Origin of the sequence: Spirosoma aerolatum (assembly GCF_002056795.1) — a bacterium.
In the GTDB taxonomy this organism is placed as follows: domain Bacteria; phylum Bacteroidota; class Bacteroidia; order Cytophagales; family Spirosomataceae; genus Spirosoma; species Spirosoma aerolatum.
The window spans coordinates 4,287,501-4,311,196 of the sequence record NZ_CP020104.1 but is presented as its reverse complement, the minus strand read 5'-3'; the positions used below and the strand labels follow the sequence as shown (position 1 = coordinate 4,311,196).

The 23,696-nt window shown below is 47.8% G+C and carries 18 protein-coding genes; 10 read left to right on the top strand and 8 right to left on the bottom strand.

Annotated features, from left to right (window positions below):
• Nucleotides 1–101 precede the first annotated feature (101 nt).
• Both B5M13_RS17600 and B5M13_RS17595 read left to right on the top strand, forming a co-directional pair.
• Nucleotides 102–1,718 (top strand): M1 family metallopeptidase, encoded by a 1,617-nt coding sequence (locus B5M13_RS17600; protein ID WP_245859364.1) that lies wholly within the window; start codon nt 102–104, stop codon nt 1,716–1,718.
• A 162-nt stretch (nt 1,719–1,880) separates the two neighbouring features.
• Nucleotides 1,881–2,510 carry a transposase gene (locus tag B5M13_RS17595; RefSeq protein ID WP_080056910.1) on the top strand — a complete coding sequence of 210 codons (630 nt, stop codon included), beginning with the start codon at nt 1,881–1,883 and terminating at the stop codon, nt 2,508–2,510.
• Nucleotides 2,511–2,597: 87 nt separating this feature from the next.
• On the opposite strand, the gene B5M13_RS17590 is transcribed toward B5M13_RS17595, so the two are convergent.
• Entirely contained in the window at nt 2,598–3,545 is a 948-nt protein-coding gene (locus B5M13_RS17590) for a carbohydrate kinase family protein (protein WP_080056909.1), read from the bottom strand.
• A gap of 107 nt (nt 3,546–3,652) precedes the next feature.
• On the bottom strand, nt 3,653–5,032 hold the full coding sequence (locus tag B5M13_RS17585; RefSeq protein ID WP_080056908.1) for an MFS transporter: 1,380 nt from the start codon (nt 5,030–5,032) through the stop codon (nt 3,653–3,655).
• Nucleotides 5,033–5,155: 123 nt separating this feature from the next.
• On the opposite strand from B5M13_RS17585, the gene B5M13_RS17580 reads away from it, so the two are divergent.
• The 5 genes from B5M13_RS17580 (at nt 5,156) to B5M13_RS17560 (ending at nt 12,966) form a co-directional block, all read left to right on the top strand.
• Complete coding sequence (locus B5M13_RS17580; protein ID WP_080056907.1) at nt 5,156–6,592, top strand: BamA/TamA family outer membrane protein; 1,437 nt, start codon at nt 5,156–5,158, stop codon at nt 6,590–6,592.
• A 233-nt stretch (nt 6,593–6,825) separates the two neighbouring features.
• A complete protein-coding gene (locus B5M13_RS17575; protein WP_080056906.1) occupies nt 6,826–8,790 on the top strand; it encodes an SPFH domain-containing protein in 1,965 nt (654 codons plus the stop codon).
• Nucleotides 8,791–8,894: 104 nt separating this feature from the next.
• Nucleotides 8,895–10,649, top strand: a complete 1,755-nt coding sequence (locus B5M13_RS17570) for an ABC transporter ATP-binding protein (protein WP_080056905.1) — start codon at nt 8,895–8,897, stop codon at nt 10,647–10,649.
• Nucleotides 10,633–12,396, top strand: a complete 1,764-nt coding sequence (locus B5M13_RS17565) for an ABC transporter ATP-binding protein (RefSeq protein ID WP_080056904.1) — start codon at nt 10,633–10,635, stop codon at nt 12,394–12,396. The genes B5M13_RS17570 and B5M13_RS17565 overlap by 17 nt, the downstream gene beginning before the upstream one ends.
• Nucleotides 12,397–12,399: 3 nt before the next feature.
• Nucleotides 12,400–12,966: a hypothetical protein gene (locus tag B5M13_RS17560; protein WP_080056903.1), complete on the top strand. Its 567-nt coding sequence runs from the start codon at nt 12,400–12,402 to the stop codon at nt 12,964–12,966.
• A gap of 20 nt (nt 12,967–12,986) precedes the next feature.
• Here the strand turns inward: B5M13_RS17560 and B5M13_RS17555 are convergent, their stop codons facing one another.
• The 6 genes from B5M13_RS17555 to B5M13_RS17530 all read right to left on the bottom strand — a co-directional run bounded on the left by B5M13_RS17555 (nt 12,987) and on the right by B5M13_RS17530 (nt 20,123).
• Nucleotides 12,987–14,120 (bottom strand): TonB family protein, encoded by a 1,134-nt coding sequence (locus tag B5M13_RS17555; protein ID WP_080056902.1) that lies wholly within the window; start codon nt 14,118–14,120, stop codon nt 12,987–12,989.
• Between the two features lie 75 nt (nt 14,121–14,195).
• Nucleotides 14,196–16,205 carry a type 1 glutamine amidotransferase family protein gene (locus B5M13_RS17550; RefSeq protein WP_080056901.1) on the bottom strand — a complete coding sequence of 670 codons (2,010 nt, stop codon included), beginning with the start codon at nt 16,203–16,205 and terminating at the stop codon, nt 14,196–14,198.
• Between the two features lie 22 nt (nt 16,206–16,227).
• The gene (locus B5M13_RS17545) at nt 16,228–17,502 is read right to left on the bottom strand and encodes an erythromycin esterase family protein (RefSeq protein ID WP_080056900.1); all 1,275 of its coding nucleotides are present in this window, start codon (nt 17,500–17,502) and stop codon (nt 16,228–16,230) included.
• Between the two features lie 47 nt (nt 17,503–17,549).
• Nucleotides 17,550–18,185 (bottom strand): hypothetical protein, encoded by a 636-nt coding sequence (locus B5M13_RS17540; RefSeq protein WP_080056899.1) that lies wholly within the window; start codon nt 18,183–18,185, stop codon nt 17,550–17,552.
• A 201-nt stretch (nt 18,186–18,386) separates the two neighbouring features.
• Complete coding sequence (locus B5M13_RS17535; RefSeq protein ID WP_080056898.1) at nt 18,387–19,457, bottom strand: branched-chain amino acid aminotransferase; 1,071 nt, start codon at nt 19,455–19,457, stop codon at nt 18,387–18,389.
• 114 nt (nt 19,458–19,571) lie between these two features.
• Complete coding sequence (locus B5M13_RS17530) at nt 19,572–20,123, bottom strand: cob(I)yrinic acid a,c-diamide adenosyltransferase (protein ID WP_080056897.1); 552 nt, start codon at nt 20,121–20,123, stop codon at nt 19,572–19,574.
• 241 nt (nt 20,124–20,364) lie between these two features.
• On the opposite strand from B5M13_RS17530, the gene B5M13_RS17525 reads away from it, so the two are divergent.
• The 3 genes from B5M13_RS17525 to tyrS all read left to right on the top strand — a co-directional run bounded on the left by B5M13_RS17525 (nt 20,365) and on the right by tyrS (nt 23,472).
• Nucleotides 20,365–20,871 carry a hypothetical protein gene (locus tag B5M13_RS17525; RefSeq protein WP_080056896.1) on the top strand — a complete coding sequence of 169 codons (507 nt, stop codon included), beginning with the start codon at nt 20,365–20,367 and terminating at the stop codon, nt 20,869–20,871.
• Complete coding sequence (locus B5M13_RS17520) at nt 20,864–22,084, top strand: S-adenosylmethionine:tRNA ribosyltransferase-isomerase (RefSeq protein ID WP_080056895.1); 1,221 nt, start codon at nt 20,864–20,866, stop codon at nt 22,082–22,084. The genes B5M13_RS17525 and B5M13_RS17520 overlap by 8 nt, the downstream gene beginning before the upstream one ends.
• A gap of 86 nt (nt 22,085–22,170) precedes the next feature.
• A complete protein-coding gene (tyrS, locus tag B5M13_RS17515) occupies nt 22,171–23,472 on the top strand; it encodes a tyrosine--tRNA ligase (RefSeq protein ID WP_080056894.1) in 1,302 nt (433 codons plus the stop codon).
• Nucleotides 23,473–23,696 lie beyond the last annotated feature (224 nt).

Genomic DNA, 23,696 nt, shown 5'->3' with positions numbered 1-23,696 from the left:
TCATATTTGAAGGGCTTCACCACTGTCAAAGGGGACCATTCAGAACGTTAGGATACATGCAACAAACTAAGCTAAATCGTTCGCTTCTAAGTTGGCTGCTAATGGCCTGCTTACTTGCTTTGCCTGTTGTGTCATCAGCGCAGCGTATGGAGTTTACCCACGATGATACGCTGCGAGGTTCCATAACGCCTGAACGAGCCTGGTGGGACTTAACGTTTTACCACCTGAACGTGCGCGTACGGCTTACCGATAGTACCCTGACGGGGTCAACGACCATTCGGTATCGGGTACTGAAAGCCAATACGGTCATGCAGGTAGATTTGCAACGCCCCCTGCGAATTACGCGTGTAGAGCAGGATGGGGAATCGTTGTCGGTTCGGCAGGATGGTAATGCCTGGTTTGTGACCCTGTCGAAGGTACAGACACCAGGAAGTAAGGAATCGATCACTGTCTATTATTCGGGCAAGCCCCACGTGGCTAAACGTCCACCGTGGGATGGGGGTATGGTCTGGAAACACGACAAAGCAGGCCACTGGTTTATTGCCACAGCCTGCCAAGGATTAGGAGCCAGTGCCTGGTGGCCCTGCAAAGACCATATGTACGACGAGCCTGATTCAATGGCCATCAGTGTAACCGTACCCGAAGACCTTACTGACGTATCGAACGGGCGCCTTCGACGAGTAACAACCAATCCCGATCATACGCGTACCTTCGACTGGTATGTGCAGAATCCCATCAATAATTATGGTGTTAACCTCAACATTGCCCGGTATGAACATTGGGAAGAAACGTATTCGGGTGAAAAAGGACCGCTTACGCTGAACTATTACGTATTACCGGAACATCTGGACTCCGCCAGGGTACAGTTTCAGCAGGTGCCTAAAATGCTGAAAGCGTTTGAGTACTGGTTTGGCCCGTATCCCTTCTATGCTGACGGCTATAAACTGGTCGAGACGCCCTACCTTGGCATGGAGCATCAAAGTTCGATTACCTACGGCAATCGCTTTCAGAATGGCTATTTAGGGCGCGATCTGTCCAGAACGGGCTGGGGACTAAAATGGGATTTTATCATCGTGCATGAGTCGGGTCATGAGTGGTTTGCTAATAATATCACCTACAAGGATATTGCTGATATGTGGATTCATGAGAGTTTTACCAACTACTCAGAAAACCTGTTTACGGAATACTATTACGGTAAAGATGCTGGAGCGCAGTATGTAGTCGGCTGCCGGGCCAATATCCGAAACGACCGGCCGATTATTGGCATTTACAACGTCAATTACGAAGGTTCAGGTGATATGTATTACAAAGGAGGGAATATGCTCCACATGATCCGTCAACTGGTTGGCGATGATGCCAAATGGCGGCAACTGCTGCGGGGTATGAATAAAACCTTTTACCACCAGACGGTCACAAGTACGCAAATTGAGCAGTATATGATTCAGCAAACGGGCTTGAACCTGAAACCTGTTTTTGACCAGTATCTGCGCGATGTTCGGATTCCTGTACTCGAATACAAGCTCGTTGCCAGTGGGGTACAATACCGATGGACTAACTGCATAGCCGGGTTTTCGATGCCCGTTCGGGTGTGCTATAATGAAACCGGACCATTTCAACAGCTCCAACCCACTACTCAATGGAAAACGATTGCAGCTAAAGAGGTAACCTCGCTATTGCCCGATTCAAATTACTATGTGAATTGCAGGCGTGTTGATTGAGGCCTTCCTCCATCGACGTATGGGTATAAACACCTGTAGAATATAGGAATTAATTCTTAATTAAACCAGGCATACGTTTACTCAATAGATGTGCCGTCGTATCTGAAGAAAGTGTAGCTTTCTGATCATTAAACCTTTACCTCATTCTAACGTAAATTGATTATGCGAACGAATCGACATTTGTTGTGGGCCGGATTGCTGCCGGTGATGTTGTTGATGGGTTGTGGCGGAAGTAAAGAAAAAGAGGAAGAAGAGAAAAAAGAGGAGGAGTCGGTGTCGGCCTTAGGAGCCGTTGGCGCCCTGAAGGAAATGGCATCGAAGGCCGAAGAGTTGCAGAAGAATGGCCCAGTCGAAACCGTCGATTTTCGTAAGCTGAAAGAGCTGTTACCCGCCGATGCGGATGGACTGCCGCGTAAAGAAGCGACCGGTGAGAAAAATGGTGCGGCAGGCATGGTCATTTCGACGGCCAATGGGAAATATTCGAACGACGATGGCAGCGAAAGCATCGAACTGTCTATTATCGATGGGGGAGGCTCTGCTATGATGATTGGCCTGGCTGCCTGGTCAATGGTTGAAATTGATAAGGAAACCGATAACGGGTACGAGAAAACGAGTACTATGGGTAGCAACAAATCCTACGAGAAATACGATAACGCCAGCAAAGACGGTGAGATAAACGTACTGGTAAACAAACGATTTATCGTCTCAGCAAAAGGACACGGAGTTAGTATGGATAAGTTAAAATCAGTCCTGGGGGATCTCGATCTTGATAAAGTTGGCGCTCTGAAGTAGCGTTTTCGGTCATTATAATTCAAAAAAGAATGGGTTAACTCTGTGAAGTTAACCCATTCTTTTTTGCCGGTCTTCCTAATACAAATGTTATTCAAACTGCTCGTAGATCAATTTTCTGTCTATTTTTTCGGGCAGTGGTCCCTGGCGGGTTAGTTTCATTTTGGCTAAAGCGGCTCCCGCATGCGCGCAATTGCCGGGGGCGTAACCGTCCAGATAAGCCGTCAGAAAACCAGCCCAATACGCATCGCCTGCTCCGGTTACATCGACGACATCGATCTTTTTGCCGGGAATTCGGGCCTGTTTTGCACCTCCATCGTAGGAAACCAGACTTCCATCGGCACCCAACGTTAGGCAAATCATCGGCGCTCCCATTTGATGAAAGTCCTGAATAACCTTTTCCGGAGCTTGTCGCTCACCATAGAGCCGTTCTATATCATCTTCACTCACTTTTACCAACGCCCCTGCGGCAAAATAATCTCTCAATACACGCCAGGCTTGCTGACGGTCGGGCCAGATGGTCGGGGCATAATTCGCGTCGATACTCACCTGACAACCAGCCGCCTGAGACCGCCGGGCAGCATCGACAATAACCTCCTGGGCAGGCTGGCGGCTTAAGGCAAAACAGGTTGTGTGAAAAAGCTGAGTTTGAGCCAGCAACGAGTCGGGAATCTGTTCGGGACGAAGCTGACAATCGGCATGACGATAGGCGACAAAATCGGGTGTACCAGCGGTACGCGATACCACTACTATGGTCGTCGGTTCGAGCGGATCGGCAGTAATGAACTGCGTATCAACCCCCGACTCGTTAATCTCACGGGTTAAATATTTACCGATACTGTCGTTGCCAACACAGGCTACCAGCGCTACCTTATTGCCGAGCCGGGCCATGTTGGCGGCCATATTCGCCGGACTGCCGCCCTGGTATCGGCGAAAGTCCTGTGCATCAACCAGGTTGGTAGATACGTGATGACCAATGAAGTCGGCCAGAAGCTCACCAACAGAAAGCAGTGCGTAAGGGCGGTCGATAGAAGCCATGTCAATGATTGACTGAAAACAGGATACGAGTTACGAATGATTGGTAACGCGAATATGGCAGTCGTTGGCAATAAATGGTAATTCGTGTCCGTATTTCGTAGATTGTTTTAGTTGCCACCGGGTTCAATCGGGAAGGCCGCTTCTTCGCTCCGCTTAGTCTCTTTGACCAGAAAACAGGCCCCGGCTGCCAGTAAAAGGCAGACTCCTGCTAAGGCCAATGCATTGCGTGGGTCATTGTTGAGGAGGGTGGGGTAGAAAAAACGCACTGTTAAGTTGTTGACAATCTGCGGAACAACGATAAAGCCATTGAAAATACCCATATAAACACCCATACGTTCGGCTGGAACGGAGCTCGATAATAGTACATAAGGCATCGACAGAATAGACCCCCAGGCCAGGCCCACCAGCGTCATTCCCACGAAGAAAATATATTTATCGTTGGAGAGTAACATCGACAGAAAACCCAGCCCTCCGATGGTTAGAAATGCGGCATGGGTAGCCCGACGGCCAATTCGTTCAGCAATGGCTGGCAGAAAGAACGAAATCGTAAAGCAACCGACGTTGAACATGGCAAAACAGATATTTCCCCATTCGGTACCTTCCTGGAAACCCGGCGATTCGGCGGTGGGTGCGTTGAAGGCATGTCGGGCTACAGCCAGCGTCAGGTATTGCCACATAAGCGGTAAGGCAAACCAGGTGAAAAACTTGACCCACCACAACTGCTTCATGGTCGAGGGCATCTCTTTAAAGGCATGGAATATTTCTGAAAAAGCCCCGCCAATGCCACTACCCTCTTTCTTCATCCGCTCAAATTCCTTCATGTCTTCGGGCGGGTATTCATCTGTCGTATACACCGTCCAGATCACAGCCAGTAAAACAGCAAGACCTCCCAGATAAAATGGGTATTTAATGCTGTTGGGGATGACATTGGCAGCTACGGCAGCGGTTGTGGTTAATCCCAGAAGCCGGAAAATCGTCGGCATCAGGTTGGCCAGGGTTTGACCAAAACCCACAAAAAAACTTTGTACGGCAAACCCTAAATCGCGTTGCTTGTCGTTTAATTTATCGCCGATGAATGCCCGAAAAGGCTCTTGGGTGATGTTTAGTCCCGTATCCAGAATCCACATTAAACTGGCAGCCATCCAGAGGACCGAGGAGTTGGGCATCAGAAAAAGGGCTAAACTGGTTACGATGGCGCCAATCAGGAAAAAGGGTTTACGCCGGCCCCAGCGTGGCGACCAGGTTCGGTCGCTGATGGAACCAATAATGGGTTGGACAATTAATCCTGTAATAGGGCCAGCCAGCCATAGGATGGGAATATTGGCTTCGTCGGCCTGCAAGTATCGGAAAATAGGACTCATGTTGGCCTGTTGTAGACCAAAGCCATATTGAATGCCAAAAAAGCCAAAACTCATATTCCAGATTTGCCAGAAGCTTAGATTCGGTTTGGCCTTTGTGGAGGATTTTTGAACAGTTCCCGTTTGCATCGATTGTAGTATCTTTAAAGAATCATCATAGGTGTTCGCTCAAGAGCTAGCAATTATACATAGCGATTTGCAGGATATGGAGATATTCTTGTCTTATTTTTTTGAAAAGACGTATTTTTGAGAATGATTCCCAAAATGTGGCCGTCCGTTATACTGGCTGTAACGGTGTTTCTGATGTCTTTTCAATGCGCTCTCGCTGATTCAGCGACCGATTCGACACAGACAGTCGTGATACGTTCCATTACGCTTAAAGGTAATTACCGTACAAAAGATCGGATCGTCGCACGCGAAATGACCCTGCATGTTGGTGATTCTGTTCGGTTGTCGGACCTGCCGGACCGCCTTGCCTGGGATCAGCGAAATATCAATAACACGACCCTTTTTATAACCGTCGATCTAACTACGTCACTCAGCTCACCGTCGGATTCGACTCAATTGGCGCAACTCGATCTGACTGTGACGATGAAAGAGCGATGGTATTTTATTGCTTACCCAGTTTTCGATCTGGCCGACCGTAATTTTAATGAATGGTGGTACGACCGGGGACGTGATTTCAGCCGGGTTATTTATGGAGGCCGACTGAGTTACCGAAACGTTACGGGTACTAACGACCGGCTTCAAATAGCCATCGAACGTGGTTTTCTACAACGTACTGTGCTGTCGTATGCCACTCCTTACATTGATAAGGCCCAGAAAATCGGTTTACGCGCCGATCTGGTGTACGTTACCAATAAGGAAATTCCTTACCGGACTCAGTTCGATAAATGGGTATACGTCAAATCGGAAGATGTGCTTCGCGAACGGGCTTATGCGACGGTAATTCTGACGCATCGCCGGGGGCTATATCATTACCATACGCTCAACGCTACCTATACCCGAAATACCATTGCTGATACCATTGCAAAACTGAATCCTGATTATTTCCTTGATGGTCGTACAACCCAGCACTATTCGTCGCTGGGTTACAGTTACCGATACGACCGGCGCGACAACGTTGTCTATCCGTTGCAGGGAACGTTGTTTTTTGGAGGGGTAACGGTATCAGGCTTATTGCCCAGCGATAACTTTCGGTTTCTGGATGTATCGGCATCTATTACCCGATATTGGCCATTGGGAGGTAAATTTTATGGAGCTGTCAATGTGCGTGGGCGTTCCACCTGGCCGAATCATCAGCCCTATTACAACCTACGCGGCCTCGGTAATTCCAGTGATATGATCCGTGGGTATGAGTTATACGTGATTGATGGCCAGCGTACGGCTATCTGGCGGAATAGTCTGCGATATCAGCTGTTTAATGTTCGGAAGCAACTCAACTGGCTACACGTTCGTCAGTTCAATACCGTGCCGATAGCGGCTTACCTGACAGCCTTCGGGGATACCGGCTATGTACACAGTACAGTAGCCGAACAGTATCAGAGCCATCTCGCCAATAAACTACTGGCTGGTACAGGAATGAGCCTCGATATTGTAACATTCTATAATCTGGTGCTGCGATTCAGCGGTACTATCAACGCTCAGGGTACCACTGGCTTTTTCTTTAATCTGGCGCAGGAGTTATAAACTAAGCCACTCATCAATCCCCGGCTCCAATCCGGCCATGCCGTAACCAATCATCCGATTTTCGATACACGGAGATCGGGTGCCGCTATACATTTGACCCGTCAATCTGACAGTCAACTCCCTACACCGATGTAGACCTAATGTCTTCATTCTCCGATCACTAACAGAGTCATCTGACTCTGGATCTCTCCACTTACTTTTTATTTCTTAACCATTTTAACACTGTTTCAGCTATGGAACTAAGTCCACTTATCATGAGTTGGGGCTGGATTATCCTGCTCCTGTTGACCTTTGTACTTTATAAAGTAGTACTCCGCTTTTTGTTCGGGATGGTTATTGTTCCCGAGGATCGGATCGGTCTGGTTACGAAAAAATACGTGCTGGTTGGTGCCGAAAAAGGCCTGCCCGATGGGCGAATTATTGCTACCAAAGGCGAAGCGGGTTATCAGGCGCAAACCCTGGCTCCGGGTTTATACTGGTGGATGTGGCCCTGGCAGTATGGGATAACCATGCAACCATTTACGGTCATCCCGGAAGGGAAAATCGGTCTGGTCTTATCGAATGACGGTGCTGAATTACCAACGGGTAATATTCTGGCTCGTCGGGTCGATTGTGACAACTTTCAGGATACTGAACGCTTTCTGAGCAGTGGTGGGCAAAAAGGTCGCCAAACGGCTTTGCTGACACCCGGTACCTATCGGATCAATACGTTCGCGTTTACGATAACCATTGCCGACATGACTGTTATTCGGGAAAACATGGTCGGTATCATTACGACGCTCGATGGGGCACCTTTACAACCAGGACAGATCGCCGGTAAAAACGTAGAAGGCCATAACAACTTCCAGGATGTTGATAGCTTCCTGAAACATGGCGGTAATCGGGGACTTCAGCCGCAGGTTGTGCTGGCAGGTTCATATTACATAAATCCCTGGGCCATCCAGATTGAGGAAATACCGATGACCGAAGTGCCGATTGGCCATGTGGGCGTCGTGATTTCGTACATTGGCGAAGATGGCGAAGACCTGACCGGCGAGTCGTTTAAACACGGCAACATCGTGCGGAAAGGCTTTCGGGGCGTCTGGATGGAACCGCTGGGACCGGGTAAATACCCGATCAATACCTATACCATGAAAGTGGAAGGCGTACCGACCACGAACCTGGTCCTTAACTGGGCCAATGCCCGAACAGAAGCCCACGCGCTCGACCGAAACCTCTCGACTATTACGGTTCGCTCGAAAGACGGTTTCCCATTCAACCTCGACGTGGCCCAGATTATCCATATTCCATCGGCGGAGGCTCCGAAAGTAATTGCCCGCTTTGGGAGCATGACAAATCTGGTCTCGCAGGTACTGGAGCCGACTATCGGCAACTATTTTCGTAACTCAGCGCAGGATTCCGATGTGATTGCCTTCCTGAGTACTCGTAAAGAACGGCAGGAGGCTGCCCGCGAGCATATCCGTGCTGTACTGGAAGTGTATAACGTAAACGCTGTCGATACGCTGATTGGTGATATCGTACCACCGGATAGTCTTATGAAAACCCTGACCGATCGGAAGATTGCTCAGGAGGAGGAAAAGACCTACGAAACGCAGCGGATGGCGCAGGAAAAACGGCAGGGGATGGAACGCGAAACAGCCCTGGCCGATATTCAGCGCGAAGTGGTGAAAGCCCAGCAGAGCGTCGAAATTGCCCAGCGAACGGCTGATGCCGCCGTAAAAAAATCGGAAGGGGAGGCACGAAGCCTTAAGTTACAGGTTGTTGCTGAATCAGAAGCTACCAAGATACGGGCCGAAGCCAACGCCGAAGCGCGTCGTCGGCAGGCGGCTGCCGATGCGGAAGCTACCAAACTTACCGCCGATGCCGAAGCCGAACGCATTGCCAAAACGGGTAATGCCGAAGCCGAAAAAATTCTGGCCATTGGTCGTTCAACGGCCGAAGCCTACGAATTGCAGGTACGCGCTATGGGCGATGATAACTTTACCCGATTCAAAATCACGGAAGAGATCGGTAAGGGTCAGATACGTATCATACCCGATATCGTTATCAATGGAACGGGCAATGGCTCCGACGGATCACTGAATGGGCTAATGGGCCTTCAACTCCTGGAGCAGATCGAGGAGCGTAAAACAGGTAAGGTTACAAAAATTGTGGATGTGACCAAAGCCGTAGAGCCGAAAGCTGGGGAAAGCAACTAAACTGGTTTGTGGTTAAAAGTTGAGCAGAGTGCTTTGCTCAACTTTTAACCACAAACCGATACGCTTTTTGCTACCTTTGTGCTATCCTTCACCCAAGGCTATCTATGAGCCAACCTGTACCGAAAAAAGAAGCAGCAAAGAAACCTCCTTCGCCTTTGCTGGGGTTGTTGAAACCCTACTCCAGAACGATTTTCCTGCTGATTTTCCTGGCCTTGGCCAGCAACGGAATCAATCTGGTGCTGCCTATGATTATCGCAAAGGCAATTGACGCGTACGGTGCCGGTCACTATGTGCTAAAAACAACGCTGATCCAGTTTTTGGGGGCTGCACTGGTTATTTTTCTGTTTACCTATCTGCAAAGTATTGTCCAGACGCGCGCGTCAGAGCGTGTCGCCAAAGACCTGCGAACCAAACTGGCCGATAAAATTTCCCGCCAGAGTTTTACGTATATCCAGGATACCAATCCGGCCAAACTGCTTACTAACCTGACATCTGATATTGATTCTGTTAAGACATTCGTATCGCAGGCCATCGTGTCCATTGTGTCGTCGCTATGCATCATCGTTGGGGCTAGTATTCTGCTAATTGGCATCAACTGGCAACTGGCGCTGGCGGTTCTGTCGATTGTACCCATTATTGGGGTTACGTTTTTTCTAGTCCTGAAAAAAGTTCGCGTGTTGTTCATCAAAAGCCGTGAGGTAATTGACTGGCTCAACAAAGTCATCAACGAAAGTATTCTGGGATCAGCCCTGATTCGGGTTATCAACTCGCAACAGCTGGAATATGAAAAATTTCTGGCAGCGAACACGCAGGCAAAGGAGTTAGGTATTGGCATCTTAAAGTTGTTTGCCGGACTCATTCCTGTTATCACGTTTACGGCCAATATGGCTATGCTGACAATACTGGTACTGGGTGGGCATTTTGTCATTAGGGGCAGTATGTCGTTGGGCGACTTTGCGGCCTTCAACAGTTATCTGGCCCTGCTCATTTTTCCAATCATCCTGATTGGGTTCATGAGTAACGTGATTGCTCAGGCATCGGCCTCCTACATGCGTGTGAATCAGGTCTTGCAGACAGCTGAGACGGTCAAAAGTGGAACAATTGATGTTACCTTGAACGGTGATGTAGCGCTTCAGGATGTGTCGATTAATTATGGGGAAAAGCCTGTTCTGAAACATATTTCGTTTTCGGTCAGTGCGGGGACCCAAACCGCCATTGTAGGGCCAACGGCTGCGGGGAAAAGTCAACTTCTGTTTCTGTTAACAGGGCTGATTAAACCTACGTCCGGCCTGGTCATGTTTGATGGACAACCGATTGATGCGTATGACGAAGATGCTTTTCATCAGCAGGTTGGGTTTGTCTTCCAGGATAGCATTATCTTTAATATGAGCCTGCGCGAGAACATTGCCTTCAACGAAACCGTCACCGAAGCGTCAATGAATAAGGCCATTGCCACGGCAGAATTGCAGGATTTTGTCGATTCGTTGCCCGATAAGCTCGAAACCATTGTGTCGGAAAGGGGTAGCAGCCTGTCGGGAGGGCAGAAGCAGCGGATCATGCTGGCTCGTGCGCTGGCACTCAACCCAAAAATACTTCTGCTGGATGACTTTACCGCGCGGGTGGATACCAATACCGAGCAGAAAATTCTGGCTAATGTGCAGCAGAATTACCCTGGCATGACCCTTATTTCGGTCACCCAAAAGATTACCGCCGTGGAAAATTACGAGCAGATTATTTTGCTTATGGAAGGCGAAGTCGTAGATAAGGGTACACATACCGAACTGATGACCACTAGCCCCGAATACGTTCAGATTTACCAGTCGCAGCGGAGCACCAACCAGTATGAACTACGATCTTAATCAGTTTGTCGGGCAGAAGGAAGAAAAAAATGCCACGACAAAAGCTCTCCGCAAACTCCTGACATTCATCAATGATGAGCGCCAGACGTTGCTGTTGGCCTTTGCTGCTATCCTGATCAATTCGAGCCTGAACCTGCTGGGTCCCGTGCTGATTGGTCGGGCGGTGGATACGTATGTGCAGGCCAAACAGTTTCATGGGTTGCTGGTGTATGGCAGTATTTTGCTGGCGATGTATGCCTGTACGTTGGGCACCAGTTATTTACAAACCCGGCTTATGGGGGGCGTGGGGCAACGGATGCTATTCAAGCTGCGCAATGCTGTGTTTAGCAAACTTCAGGAATTACCCGTCGCATTTTTCAATCAGAATAAAGCAGGGGACCTGATTTCGCGGATCAACAACGACACCGACAAGCTGAACCAATTTTTCTCGCAATCGCTGATGCAGTTTGTCGGGAGTATTGTGACCATGATTGGTGCAGGGCTGTTTTTACTTTTTATTGATCTGCCATTGGGAGCGGCTGCCCTGGCACCAGCCATTCTGATCTGGTTGTTTACACAGGTTACCTCCCCCTGGGTAAAGCGGAAAAATGCTGCTAGCCTGAAAAGCGTAGGTGGGATGAGTGCCGAAATTCAGGAGAGCCTGACCAATTTTAAAGTAATCATCGCCTTTAACCGACGCGATTATTTTCGTAAGCGTTTCGAAGAAGCGAACGAAGTAAATTATCAAGCGGCTATAGGTGCTGGAATCGCCAATACGGTTTTTATGCCTGTTTATGGTTTCGTTGCGAGTTTGGGACAGGTAGTCGTTTTGACATTTGGTATTTACCTGATCTCAACAGACCGATTTACCGTTGGGTTATTGATTAGTTTTCTGGCCTATGTGACGAACTTTTATAACCCGCTTAGGCAACTGGCTGCCTTGTGGGCTAGCTTTCAGGTGGCCATGGCGGGTTGGGACCGGATTTCGTATTTGCTGACGATGCAATCGAATTTGCCGACGATTGAAAACCAGTTGGCGGTATCAACCGCATCTTTACTGGCCTTTCAGAACGTATCGTTTAGCTATCCCAATGGTCACGAAGTGCTGCATAATATCAGCTTCACGCTCGAACGAGGGAAGACCTACGCACTGGTTGGCCCAACGGGAGGAGGCAAAACCACAACCGCTTCGCTTATTGCCCGTTTATACGACCCAACCAGTGGAACCGTATGGCTCGATGGTAAAGATATCCGGTCGTATAGCGCCGAAGAGCGGACGCAGAAAATCGGTTTTATTCTACAGGAGCCCTTTTTGTTTACGGGCACCGTTCGGGAGAATATCCTGTATGGTAATGAACAGTACCGGAATTATTCCAACGAGCAATTGGCGGAAGTAATTCGGCAAGCGAACCTGACTGGATTGCTGGAACGATTCGACGAAGGATTGGAAACCAGCGTGCAGTCGACCGGCGATACGATCAGTCTGGGGCAAAAGCAACTGATAGCGTTCATTCGGGCAGTTTTACGTAATCCTGAACTGCTTATTCTGGACGAAGCGACCGCCAACATCGACACCATAACCGAACAGTTACTGGAAGAAATTTTGCAGAATCTGCCCGAATCCACCACGCGCATCATCATCGCGCACCGATTAAATACCATTGAAAATGCCGACGAGATTTTCTTCATCAATTCCGGGGAGGTTACCCGCGCCGGTTCGTTGGGGGATGCGGTCGATATGCTGCTTCATGGCAAACGAGTTAGTTAATGTATGAAACAAATAGCTATACTTCTCTTGAGTGTTTTCTTGGTATTCAGCCAGCAGGCTTGTAAAAATCGCCAGCAAACGAATACACAAACGGCTGATACAACGGCCACAACTGCTTCACAATCAGACATAGACGTAACAATTACCGACCGCCTGGCTGAACTGGGGCTGACGGCTGACAGTGATTGGCGTGGTATTAAGTTGGGTGATGACTTTGATAAGGTGAAGGGAGTGGAGAAAGGTGAACCGTTCGAGAGTGATGATGATCACGTTGGTTATACCATCGAGTTCAAAAACCTTGAATCGGCTGATATGCTCTATTATCAAACGGCCAAAAAAGTATCGGCCATTGATGTTGATTTATTCCTGAACAGCCAGGAGTCGGTTAATGCCTATCAGAACGAGCTGAAATCCTATTTTACTGCCCATTACGGTACGCCAAAGGCTAATCAATGGACGAGTCCGGGCGGAATTACAGTGACTATGAAGGACGTTTCGAAGGGCAAAGATTTCGGGTTGAAAGTCAGAATGGCGCTTGCAAACGGCTCGGCTACGGCTTCCGCAAAATAGCCGGTTTGGCAAGGCGAGGTCTATTTGTAATAGCCCCACACTTCGCGCGACGCGATACCGGGTTTAGAAATGCTTATTTTAACCACAAATTCGTCCAGTATTGTTTTGCCGATCAAACGGTCGCTGGGAAGTTGGTTGACGGGTATATGGGGCTCGTTCGACTCTTTGGTGTTGGTCAATATGAAGGCAACAGGCAAGACGTATTTCCCCTGAAGCTCAGGATTGACGGGTGGCATCTTTTCCAGCGCATTTCGGACGGTTAAATCGAATCGGAAGCCCGCATTGTCGGGACTCAGGATGCTTACGTTTGTGATCTGCCCCTGATTGTCAATGTCGAAGCCTGCATATACCCGGCCATAGAAACCCTGATTTTGCGCATAGGCTGGATAAGCAAGTTTTTGATGGAGTACTTGTGTAAACGTAGGATTAGCCAGCAAAGGCGATTTCGCTGTGCGGTCGGCAGCCATTAAGTTATCATAGTAAGCCAGCATTGGGATGAGAGCTTCCGGCGTTAGTGACTTGTCAGGTAATTGGGCCTTCAATTTGTCTGCCTGTTCATACAAAACGGCCAGCACAGAGCTATTTTTTGCCAGATTGATCAACTCCGGTTTGGCTTCCCCTTTCTGAATATAATAATCAGTTTTAGTGATGTAAGCCCCGAGTGTGTAGATTTCCTTACTATAACTATCGAGTCGGCTATTGGCTCGGAGTTGCCGACTCATACCTTTCAGCAGTTTGGTTGGCCCATCGGATAGAGCCATCAAATAAGGCCGGAACGTATTGGTAGATATAGTGCCCTGAGGGCGAATAAAACGATCTGAATTGATCGTAAATGCTTCTGGGGTAATAATCTGAACGGCAGAATCACCCGGAAACCGGTAGAGCACTTCGTTAGTCACCAGATTGTAGGCGAGTTCGGCATCGACCTGCTTCCCCTGTTTATCTAACAAAACGGTGCCAGGTTGCCAGATTGGATAGGTAAGAAACGGGCTACCCTGATACGTCGTCTGCGTTCGGGCACTGGCATTGATGCCGCTTGCGTACGTTTCGAACGTAGTGAAAAGCTGCCCACTATCGTTCTGATATACGGTAAACTGGCTGTATGCATTCGTTACACAAATGATAATCAGGAGCAGGAGAATTGGCAGCTTCATAGCAGTAGATAGAAAGATTGCTCAAGTAAGCAAATGGTATTTATGAAGCAAAATACTGGAAAAAATTAATTTTTATTAATCCATCACTAATACCGAGTGAATAGTTAATTGAGGAACGGTCACAGTGGCGATACCATTGGCATATTGAAATGTTAATTGTTTATTTTCAGGTTGTTGCATTACCCGTTTCGGTTGATGATTAGTACGTATACGAACTTCTAGATTTGTGAGGGGCGGTACCTCATCATACGTAAAAACCTGCGGATCGGCATGGCGACCTCCGGTATTGATCAGGTTTACAGTGAGTCGGTTGTGTTGTTGCCCCAGAACGACATGGACTAAATGCGAGCCACGAACCTCAACCAGTGGATTGGGTAGTAACGGCTTGGCTAGAGCAGCTATAAAATCGCGCAGACCCGATGACTGATGGATGCGATAATCGGCGCTAATGTCAGCATAGATCCCCGTAAGCTTCCCTTTCCCCCAGGGTATTTCGGAAGCTACAACACCATTGACCAGTTCGTTAGCCTCTGATGCCAGAAATTTTCCAATGGGTTGAGCGGCTTTGCTGGCGAGTCGAATGGGTAGGAAAGGGCCGCTGAGCATCAGCGTCTTACCATTTAACAAGAGGGTTTTGGGCGAGCTGGTTGATTGAATAGGACCAGCAGTTACACCTAGTTCGGTCGCGAACTGCTGGGAGGTACGGGCACCCATAATGAACAAATGGCCTCCCTGTTGAGCATAGGCAAGTAAGTCATGTCGGAAGTCGGGGCTGAGAGAATCCTGTTGCGAGACGATTATGAGGGGATATTGATTCATACGACCCTGCAAATGCTGTTCCGACAGCACCTCAACCGGCAACTGCGCATCGAGCAGGGCGGTTAGGACCCCATTGATACGCTGCGTTTGGCCGTTGCCGAAAAGCGATTGATTGAAAGCCCGAACGGTAGTGTTTGCATAGACCACCGCCACTTGTGGAATTGGGGTAGTGCCTTCGCAAAAAGGTTGCCGGGCTCGAACAAATCGGCTCAGTTCGGTCATGACGGATAGGTAACGAAGGGGAATAGCGGCTGTGTTGCTTTGCTGATAGTACGCCTGAAAACCACCTCCCAGCGAAAGAATCTGTGCCGCATCCTGCATCAAATGGATGGCTGTTTTCTGGTCGCCCTGACGATTGGGGTTAAAGCTATACCAGAAACTCCACGACATAATATCCCAGGGCTTTTTATAGAGTTGACTCTGGGCAGCCAGAATTCGCCCTTCCAGGGCAGCAGAATTAACGCTATTACCCGGAGTCAGATCACCCGACAGGTAATCGACATTTGTGGTAATCGGCTCTGGCATCATAGAGGAATAAGCCCAGTTCGATGCTATTCGGAATGTAGGGTATTTCTGGTGAATAGTATCAACATATCGACCGAGATAACGGACAAACGACCGACGGGCAAACTCCCGAAAGGCTTCATAACCAGAATCTTTGCTGGAACGTGGAATGGTGGTGATTCCGGTTTCTTCGCGGAAACGCTGAAGGGCAGTTGGTGAGTAATCGAGTATAGTAGCCCAGCATTCACCATCTACCCAAACACCATTGGCTCCACAACTGGCTAACTCGTTAAGTTGCGGGACCAAAAGCGAATCGGCGTAAGGACCGTGTACCGAGGTTTTCGATTTGTCGATAGAGCCGTCGGCTTTTACAACGGCCCAGTTTGGGTGTTTTTCGATAGCTGCTACATCAAACACACCAGAGTAATGGAGGTATAAATCAACGCCATGTTTGCGGGTAACGCTCCGGTAAAAAGCCAATGGATCACCCGTGATGTTACGGGCATGAGTAGCCGTTGGTACTTTCGACGGATAACTGCTAATGCCTGGGTGACCTTTGCAATCGACCTGGATGAAATCGGGTTTGATGGCTGTCAAAAGCGAGTCGAGCGATTTTTCGGAGAGGTTCTTTCCAATAGTGGTATCGTTTTCCGTTGCGTGGAAATCGAAATGCATGCCAAAATAGCGTTTAAGCGTTCGCGGGGGCTGCGCGAACGACTGAAGGCTAAAAACCATGAAGAATAGTACCCAGATGGCTCTCATGCGGAAAAAGGTTAATGCAAAATCAGGGAAGTAACTTCGATGGGGAGGTGTCCCGAAAATGAAGGAGTATATCGAATCGGCCTGTCAAAGTCGATACGGAATAATACTGCTCTGGCCGCGTTTCGTCGAAAGCCGCACCGGTTTCGAACAGAGGATGTTTGGATCCTAACCAGTTGGTTAAAGCAGGCGCTAATGCCGGCTGATTTAAATTGAGCATAAAATTGGAATACTGAGCTTTGCCCAATAAGTTATTAAAGGACGTGCTAACATCGCCCGTATGAACGGATAATTGGGACAAAGGCGAATTATTCTTGGAGGCATCCCGAACCGTAAACGAACCATTCGTAAGGAAGGTGCAGATCGTCAGATACTTGTCTTTCAATAGTTGTTTTAAATAGCCGCCCATCGATGGTTGGCTACAGTTAGCATAGGGTATATTAGAAATGTGATAATTATGTGCCCATAGGCTTGCCTTACTCACATGCATTCGGGTAAGCATCCATTGCACATTCTCCGCCATGTACATATCCCGTTTTATATAGGTATTGCAGACATCTCCATTCATTACATCCGCCTGTTGGATCAGCACACGAACGGCCTGTCTGGCAATTTCGTAGTTCTCCCGGCCACCTGCTGCTGCCCATTTCGTTTCATTCTCTACAAACCTATTGTATAAATTAGCCAATGAATCGCTTCCCGGTAGGGAAGTAGGCTCTACTTTAGCCAGAAACTCATTGATTAATGGCCGCTCATCATCCGCATACTGACAGTCGAAACCGTAAAAAGACAGTTGTTGATCATCCGGTTTTCCAACATTGTAGTCTTTCATCCATTGTAGTAAATCGCGTACTTCCTCCGTCGACCAGGTCCAGAAATACATACTTTTAGCGGCTACCGAAGCTGAGGCCAGGTTTGTCGTCTGGCCGTGAATAAACCGATTTACAATCACCGAACGACCAAAGTTAGCTTCAAAGCCAATGGCCTTAATCCCGTGTTTTTGAACCATATATCGAAACAAGCGGTCTTTCATCTGGAAAAACTCACGGGTACCGTGTGTGCCCTCGCCCATACCCACAACCTGAGCTTTAGCCAGAATGGTATCAAGAGGGGTCAGGTCAGTAAAATCACGGTTGGGGTCGGCATCCTGGATCGGTGCGATGCTTTTGTTTAAGGCTTGGACAATAGCGATTTGATCGGTGGTTAACCCCTCAAACGGGTCTATATCGGGTTGTTTACAGCCTGCTAAAAACAGGCTAAACCCGAGAACGAATAAAACTCGATATCCTAATGAGGACATAACTAATTGCTGATGTGGTGATATAATCGTATGTGTACTGTTCTAGCTTAGTTGACTGATAGCGACACATCGTCATAGTAAGCTGTCCCCGTAGTGGTTGGCGAAAAGAAGATTAATACATATAAACTATAAGTATCCGCAGGAAACGAGTCGAAGGTGATTGAATATTCCTTGAAATCGTTCGTACCTGTAATCGGGACTTTACCTTCGGTTGATGTATAAAAGGCTGACGCATAATTCTTATTGAGCCCGTAATTGCCACCGACGGCTATGACAATACCATTTCCCTGGACATTAACCGTCTTGATTTTTGCCTTCATCGTAAGTTTCGCGCCCGTGGGTATGTTCAGTATCTTAGCCCCATTTGGTGCTGACGAGCTGGGTGTGTAAAAAAGCTGTTGTAACAAGTGGTAGGTAGAATCATTGTAAGCCGCATTGCAGCTAACTTTAATGGAATGGCTAGGTGAGGAGGCAGCTTCGGTAGAGTACTCAACGGTATAACTATTCGGTTTGGTTTTGGAGACCCTGTTTACATTGGATAGCCAGTCTTGATAAGGAGAAGCTTCAAAATCACCATTTACCACAGCATTGGCAATCGATTGTGGTTGTGCATCGTCCTTTTTGCAGGAGTTGAACAGCAATGAACAGATAAGGAGCGATAGAAATAAGGCAAGGGCTTTCATTATAACAGGGAAAAGATGTAGATGAACAGATGGTAACATTACCGTGACGTAATAACAGCTATAATTGGTAAAAGTCAATTAAATCTTAGTTAATTTAGATTTTTGCGAATTGGTTACTGAACAGCTACAATTAATAATTGCTATAAACGCAACAACCCCGACCGTTTGGTCGGGGTTGTTGCGTTTTGGTTATTCTGTGGTTTACACTTTATATACCCAGCCAAACTGATCGGCAATCTTACCCGTCCGTAAGTCGGTCAGGTAATTTTTTACCCGAACGGCAAACGAATCTTCGGGCGCAAATTCCGGCAGCATGTAATCTTTACCATTATAGCCGATGAGCGAATAGGGCGACACAACCACGGCTGTGCCCGCACCGAAAGCTTCCGTCAATCGACCGGTTTCAATACCACTGATTATTTCCTCAATCGATACCCGACGTTCTTCAACGGGTACATCCCAACTGCGGGCAATCTGGATGATGGTATCGCGCGTAACGCCTTTAAGAATCGAATCAGAGGTAGCTGGTGTAACGAGCTTGCCATCAATTACAAACATGATGTTCATGGTGCCCGATTCCTCAATGTATTTATGTTCGCGGGCATCAGTCCAGATCAACTGATCGTAACCTTGCTGTTGAGCCAGCATCGTCGGGTACATCGAACCGGCATAGTTACCAGCGCATTTGGCGTAGCCAACTCCACCAGGAGCCGACCGAATGTACTCCGTTTCTACTTTCAGTTTAGGTGGATTGGTATAGTAAGCGCCCACCGGACCCGTGAAAATACAGAAGCGATAGGTTTTTGACGGAGCCACGCCCAGATAGGTGTCGGTCGCAAACATAAACGGCCGAATATACAGCGAACTATCAGGGGTATCAGGTACCCAGCCTGCATCTACCCGCAGCAGGGCTTCCAGACCACCCATGAATACATCTTCTGTCAACGTGGCCATGCACATCCGACGAGCCGATTCGTTCATCCGCTCAAAGTTGGCATGGGGCCGGAACATCAATACCTCGCCAGTCTCATTCTTAAATGCTTTCAGACCTTCAAAGATCGACTGACCATAATGTAGTGACGACAGAGCAGGGCTTAGCGTGAAGTTGTCGAATGGCACAATCATCTGATTTTTCCATTCACCATCGACAAAATCGGCCACGAACATGTGGTCTGAGAAATGTTTTCCGAAAGGCAGATGGTTGAAATCTACCTCCTGAAGGCGGGAGCGTTCCGCTTTCCGCAATTCAATTTGCAATACGTCCGTCGTCATAACAGCTTGTGGTTAATGAGTTAGCCTGCTGAAGATCAGGCTGCGGCAAAGCTAAAAAATTAGATCGACTAAATTTAGTTGTCTTGACAACTTTTTTTTCGTCGGTCGGAAAAATTAGATTCTGGGCTTCCAGACTACCTCGTCAGAACTCAATTCCTGTGCCATTTTCCGGCTAAGAACAAATAAATAATCGGATAATCGGTTGATATATTGGCGCACACGTTCATCGACCGGTGATTGTTCATGAAGTGTAATAATCAGACGTTCGGCCCGTCGACAAACGGTTCGGGCCAGATGGCAAAACGACACGGCCTGATGCCCCCCCGGCAGGATAAACGCCCGTAGTTCGGGCAGTTCGGCGTCCATGTTATCCATCGCCTGTTCGAGCATTTCTATATCGTCGGCAGTAATACTGGGTATAGCTCGTTTGGAAGCTTTCTCTGGATCAGTAGCGAGTTCAGCGCCTACCGTAAACAGCCGGTCCTGAATTTCCTTTAGTAGCGTTGAACGGCTTTCATTGACAAGCTGGTCTCGTACCAGACCAATCCAGGCGTTTAATTCATCAATGGTACCATAGGCATCAATCCGTAAATCAGCCTTGCTGACCCGGCGGCCTCCAATTAGCCCGGTCTGACCTTTGTCTCCCGTTTTCGTGTAAATCTTCATAATGAGTAAGGAGCGAACGAGTAAAAGGGCACTATAAGGGAGGTTGAGTGAGGAATTGGGCGTTTGTGGGAGATACGTATAATCGTTAATACAGGCATAAGTGCGATAGTTCTACGAATCGAGTGAGCGAAACTAACGGATTTCATCCGTTCCAGCCGTAACTTTGCTCCTGATTTTAACGAGTCGATTAAAGAGGTTGGGTTAGTTGTCCTTTCACTCTTTCGCTCTTTCTCTCTTTTACATGAAAGCAGGTACTTTTTTTGTCCGAACATGGCGCATTCTGTCCATAATCGGATTTGTTGGTTCATTATTTGCCAGTTATATCTCATATCCCGAAGAGGTCGCAGTTCGATTTGATGATCTCAAACAGCCCATCCAAACCATTAATCGGGAAACGATCTTCTACCTTTCGGTTGCTATCTTTCTTATTGCCAACACGGTTTTAAGAGCTATTTCGAAATTGTTTTTGCGCGTACCAACCGCTCAGATTCCTGTTCCTGCGGGGGTATGGACAAGCCATCGCTCGTTGCTCAACGAGATTTTTACCAATTGGTTTTATGCGCTCATTGCTGCTATTAATACGATTCTGGCAATGGGTTTGTTTGTCTTATCGTTGGTTAACCGCGCCGATCGGAGCCTGCAACCTTTTGATTACGCCTGGTTATTACCAATAAGCACGGTTATTCTGATTGCTGTATTGGCCGGACTACCTATTCGTTTGTTCATGAAACCCGGCGCTGATGACTGAGTCTAATGGATTGTTGCTGAGGCAGTTCCAGTACGATCTGCCTGATGAACGTATTGCCCGTTTTCCACTGGCCCAACGCGATGCATCAAAACTGCTTGTTTATCGAAGGGGAGAGATAGTCCATGAGCGGTTTTCTGGTTTACCAGCCTTATTGCCAAAGAAGAGTTTTCTGGTCTTCAACAATACCAAAGTAATTCCGGCCCGGTTGTATTTCACAAAGCCAACGGGCTCAATAATCGAACTGTTTTTGTTAAGTCCATTTCCTAATGATTTGCCCATCAGTCAGTCAATGGAAGCGACGGGGTCGGCAATCTGGCAGGGAATGATTGGTAATCGGAAACGTTGGAAGCGGGACGAAACGCTGCTATTACAGTTCGCTGGAGATGCAGAACACAGTGACATTGATATTTCAGTTTCCTGGTACGACTACGACCAGTCATTGGTTAAGCTTAGTTGGCAACCCGCTGATTTAACATTCGCCCAAATTATTCACTATGCAGGCGAAATTCCGTTGCCTCCCTACCTGAAACGAGACCCTACTGAGGCTGATCGCGAGACTTATCAGACAGTTTACTCAAAACAGGAAGGAGCGGTAGCGGCCCCAACAGCCGGGCTTCATTTCACCCCTGCCGTGTTCAATAATCTGAGTAAGCAGGGCATCGGTTATGATTACCTGACGCTGCACGTAGGCGCTGGTACTTTTCAGCCGATCAAAACAGAGGACGTCCGGCAACATCATATGCATACCGAACAGGTAGTCTACACACAGCAAAATCTCCAAAACCTACTACAGCATACAGAAAAAATTATTCCAGTAGGGACCACGTCAATGCGTGCGCTGGAAAGTTTATACTGGATGGGGGCCAAGTTAATCAATGGAGAGAATGAGCCGTTCCGACTGGACCAAAAGTATGCCTATCAATTACCAACCACTGATCAGCCTACTGTAAAAGCATCGTTGACGGCTGTATTGCAGCATATGATCGAGACTCAACAGGAAGCACTCGTGGCCCATACTGGGATTTACATCACACCCGGTTATGAACTAAAACTGTGCAAAGGCATTATCACAAACTTTCATCAGCCCGGCTCAACCTTAATTCTGCTTATAGCCGCTCTGATCGGTGATGAATGGAAGCGAGTTTACAACGAAGCCCTGCAAAACGACTATCGTTTCCTGAGTTACGGCGATTCATCGCTGCTTTTACCATAAAAAATTAACTTTGCGATCCTTAAAAAGTGAACGAATGAAAGAGCGAACGGTTCTCGCGTCAGCCACTCGTTCACTCATTGACAATTATGAATTTTATCGAAGAACTGCGCTGGCGTGGTATGTTACACGACATGACCCCCGGCACCGAAGAACAATTGGAAAAGGGAATGACTGCCGGTTATATCGGTTTCGACCCTACGGCAGCCTCGCTGCACATTGGTAACTTGGCTACAATCATGCTGCTTGTCCACTTACAACGGGCAGGGCATAAACCATTTGCTCTGGTGGGCGGAGCTACCGGAATGATTGGTGATCCATCAGGCCGTTCGACGGAACGAGATTATCTCTCTGAAGAGACACTGCGTCGAAATCAGGAAGGAATCCGGGCTCAACTGACTCGCTTTCTAAATTTTGATTCCGGCGAAAATGCTGCCGAAATGGTTAATAACTACGATTGGTTTAAGGAGTTGTCGTTTCTGGACTTTTTACGGGAGGCAGGGCAGCACATTACCGTAAATTACATGGTGGCCAAAGATTCTGTAAAAAAACGGCTTGAAACCGGGCTGTCGTTTATGGAATTCTCTTACCAGTTATTGCAGGGGTACGATTTCTACTGGCTCTACAAACATAAAGGTGTCCGACTGCAAATGGGCGGATCGGACCAATGGGGTAACATTACAACCGGTACTGAACTCATCCGACGTAAGGAAAGTGGATCGGCTGATGCTTCGGAAGAGCATCTAGCTTACGCCTTAACTACGCCGTTGATCACAAAAGCAGACGGAACCAAATTTGGTAAGTCGGCTGGAGGCAACGTATGGCTCGACCCTGCTATGACGTCTCCGTATCAGTTCTACCAATTCTGGCTCAATGCAACGGATGACGATTGCCCAAGGTTAATTCGGGTATTTACACTGCTACCTAAGGAGCAAATTGAAGAGCTGGAGCGACAGCATGCCGAAGCGCCCCATTTGCGCATTTTACAAAAAGCCATTGCAAAGGATGTAACCATTCGGGTTCATTCGCAAGCTGGCTATGATCTGGCCGTAAAAGCATCGGAGGTTTTATTTGGTAAAGCAACACTGGATACATTACGCTCCATTGAGTCTGACGAGTTTGACGTTATTTTTGAAGGCGTACCGCAAACCGAAATAACGAGCGATGAACTAGCCAGTTGTAAGGATATCACCGATTTACTGTCAGTCGGCAGTAGGGGCGAAGTGTATGCATCAAAGGGAGAAGCTCGCCGAGCAATTTCACAAAATGCGGTCAGTTTAAACAAAATAAAAGTAGCCGATCCGGCGGCTCCGGTAGCGTTAGAGTGGCTGCAAGAGCGCTATATCCTGGTATCGAAGGGCAAGAAAAATCATCTTTTGAAAAAAGTTTAAAAATTTTATTTCTACTAACTGACTGATTTTAGGGTGCTTACCAAATAATGTTTGGTGAGTACCCTAACTATTTTTGGAACAGGTCTTGACAAGGGGTAAAAAAGCCCCTACCTTTGCAGTCCCAAATCGAAAGAAACGGGGCTGATCGATAAAGCAACCGCCTAACAATCAGTGAGTTAAGTGTAAACCGCTGAAAATCAAGTCAAAAAATATTTTCAGATTTT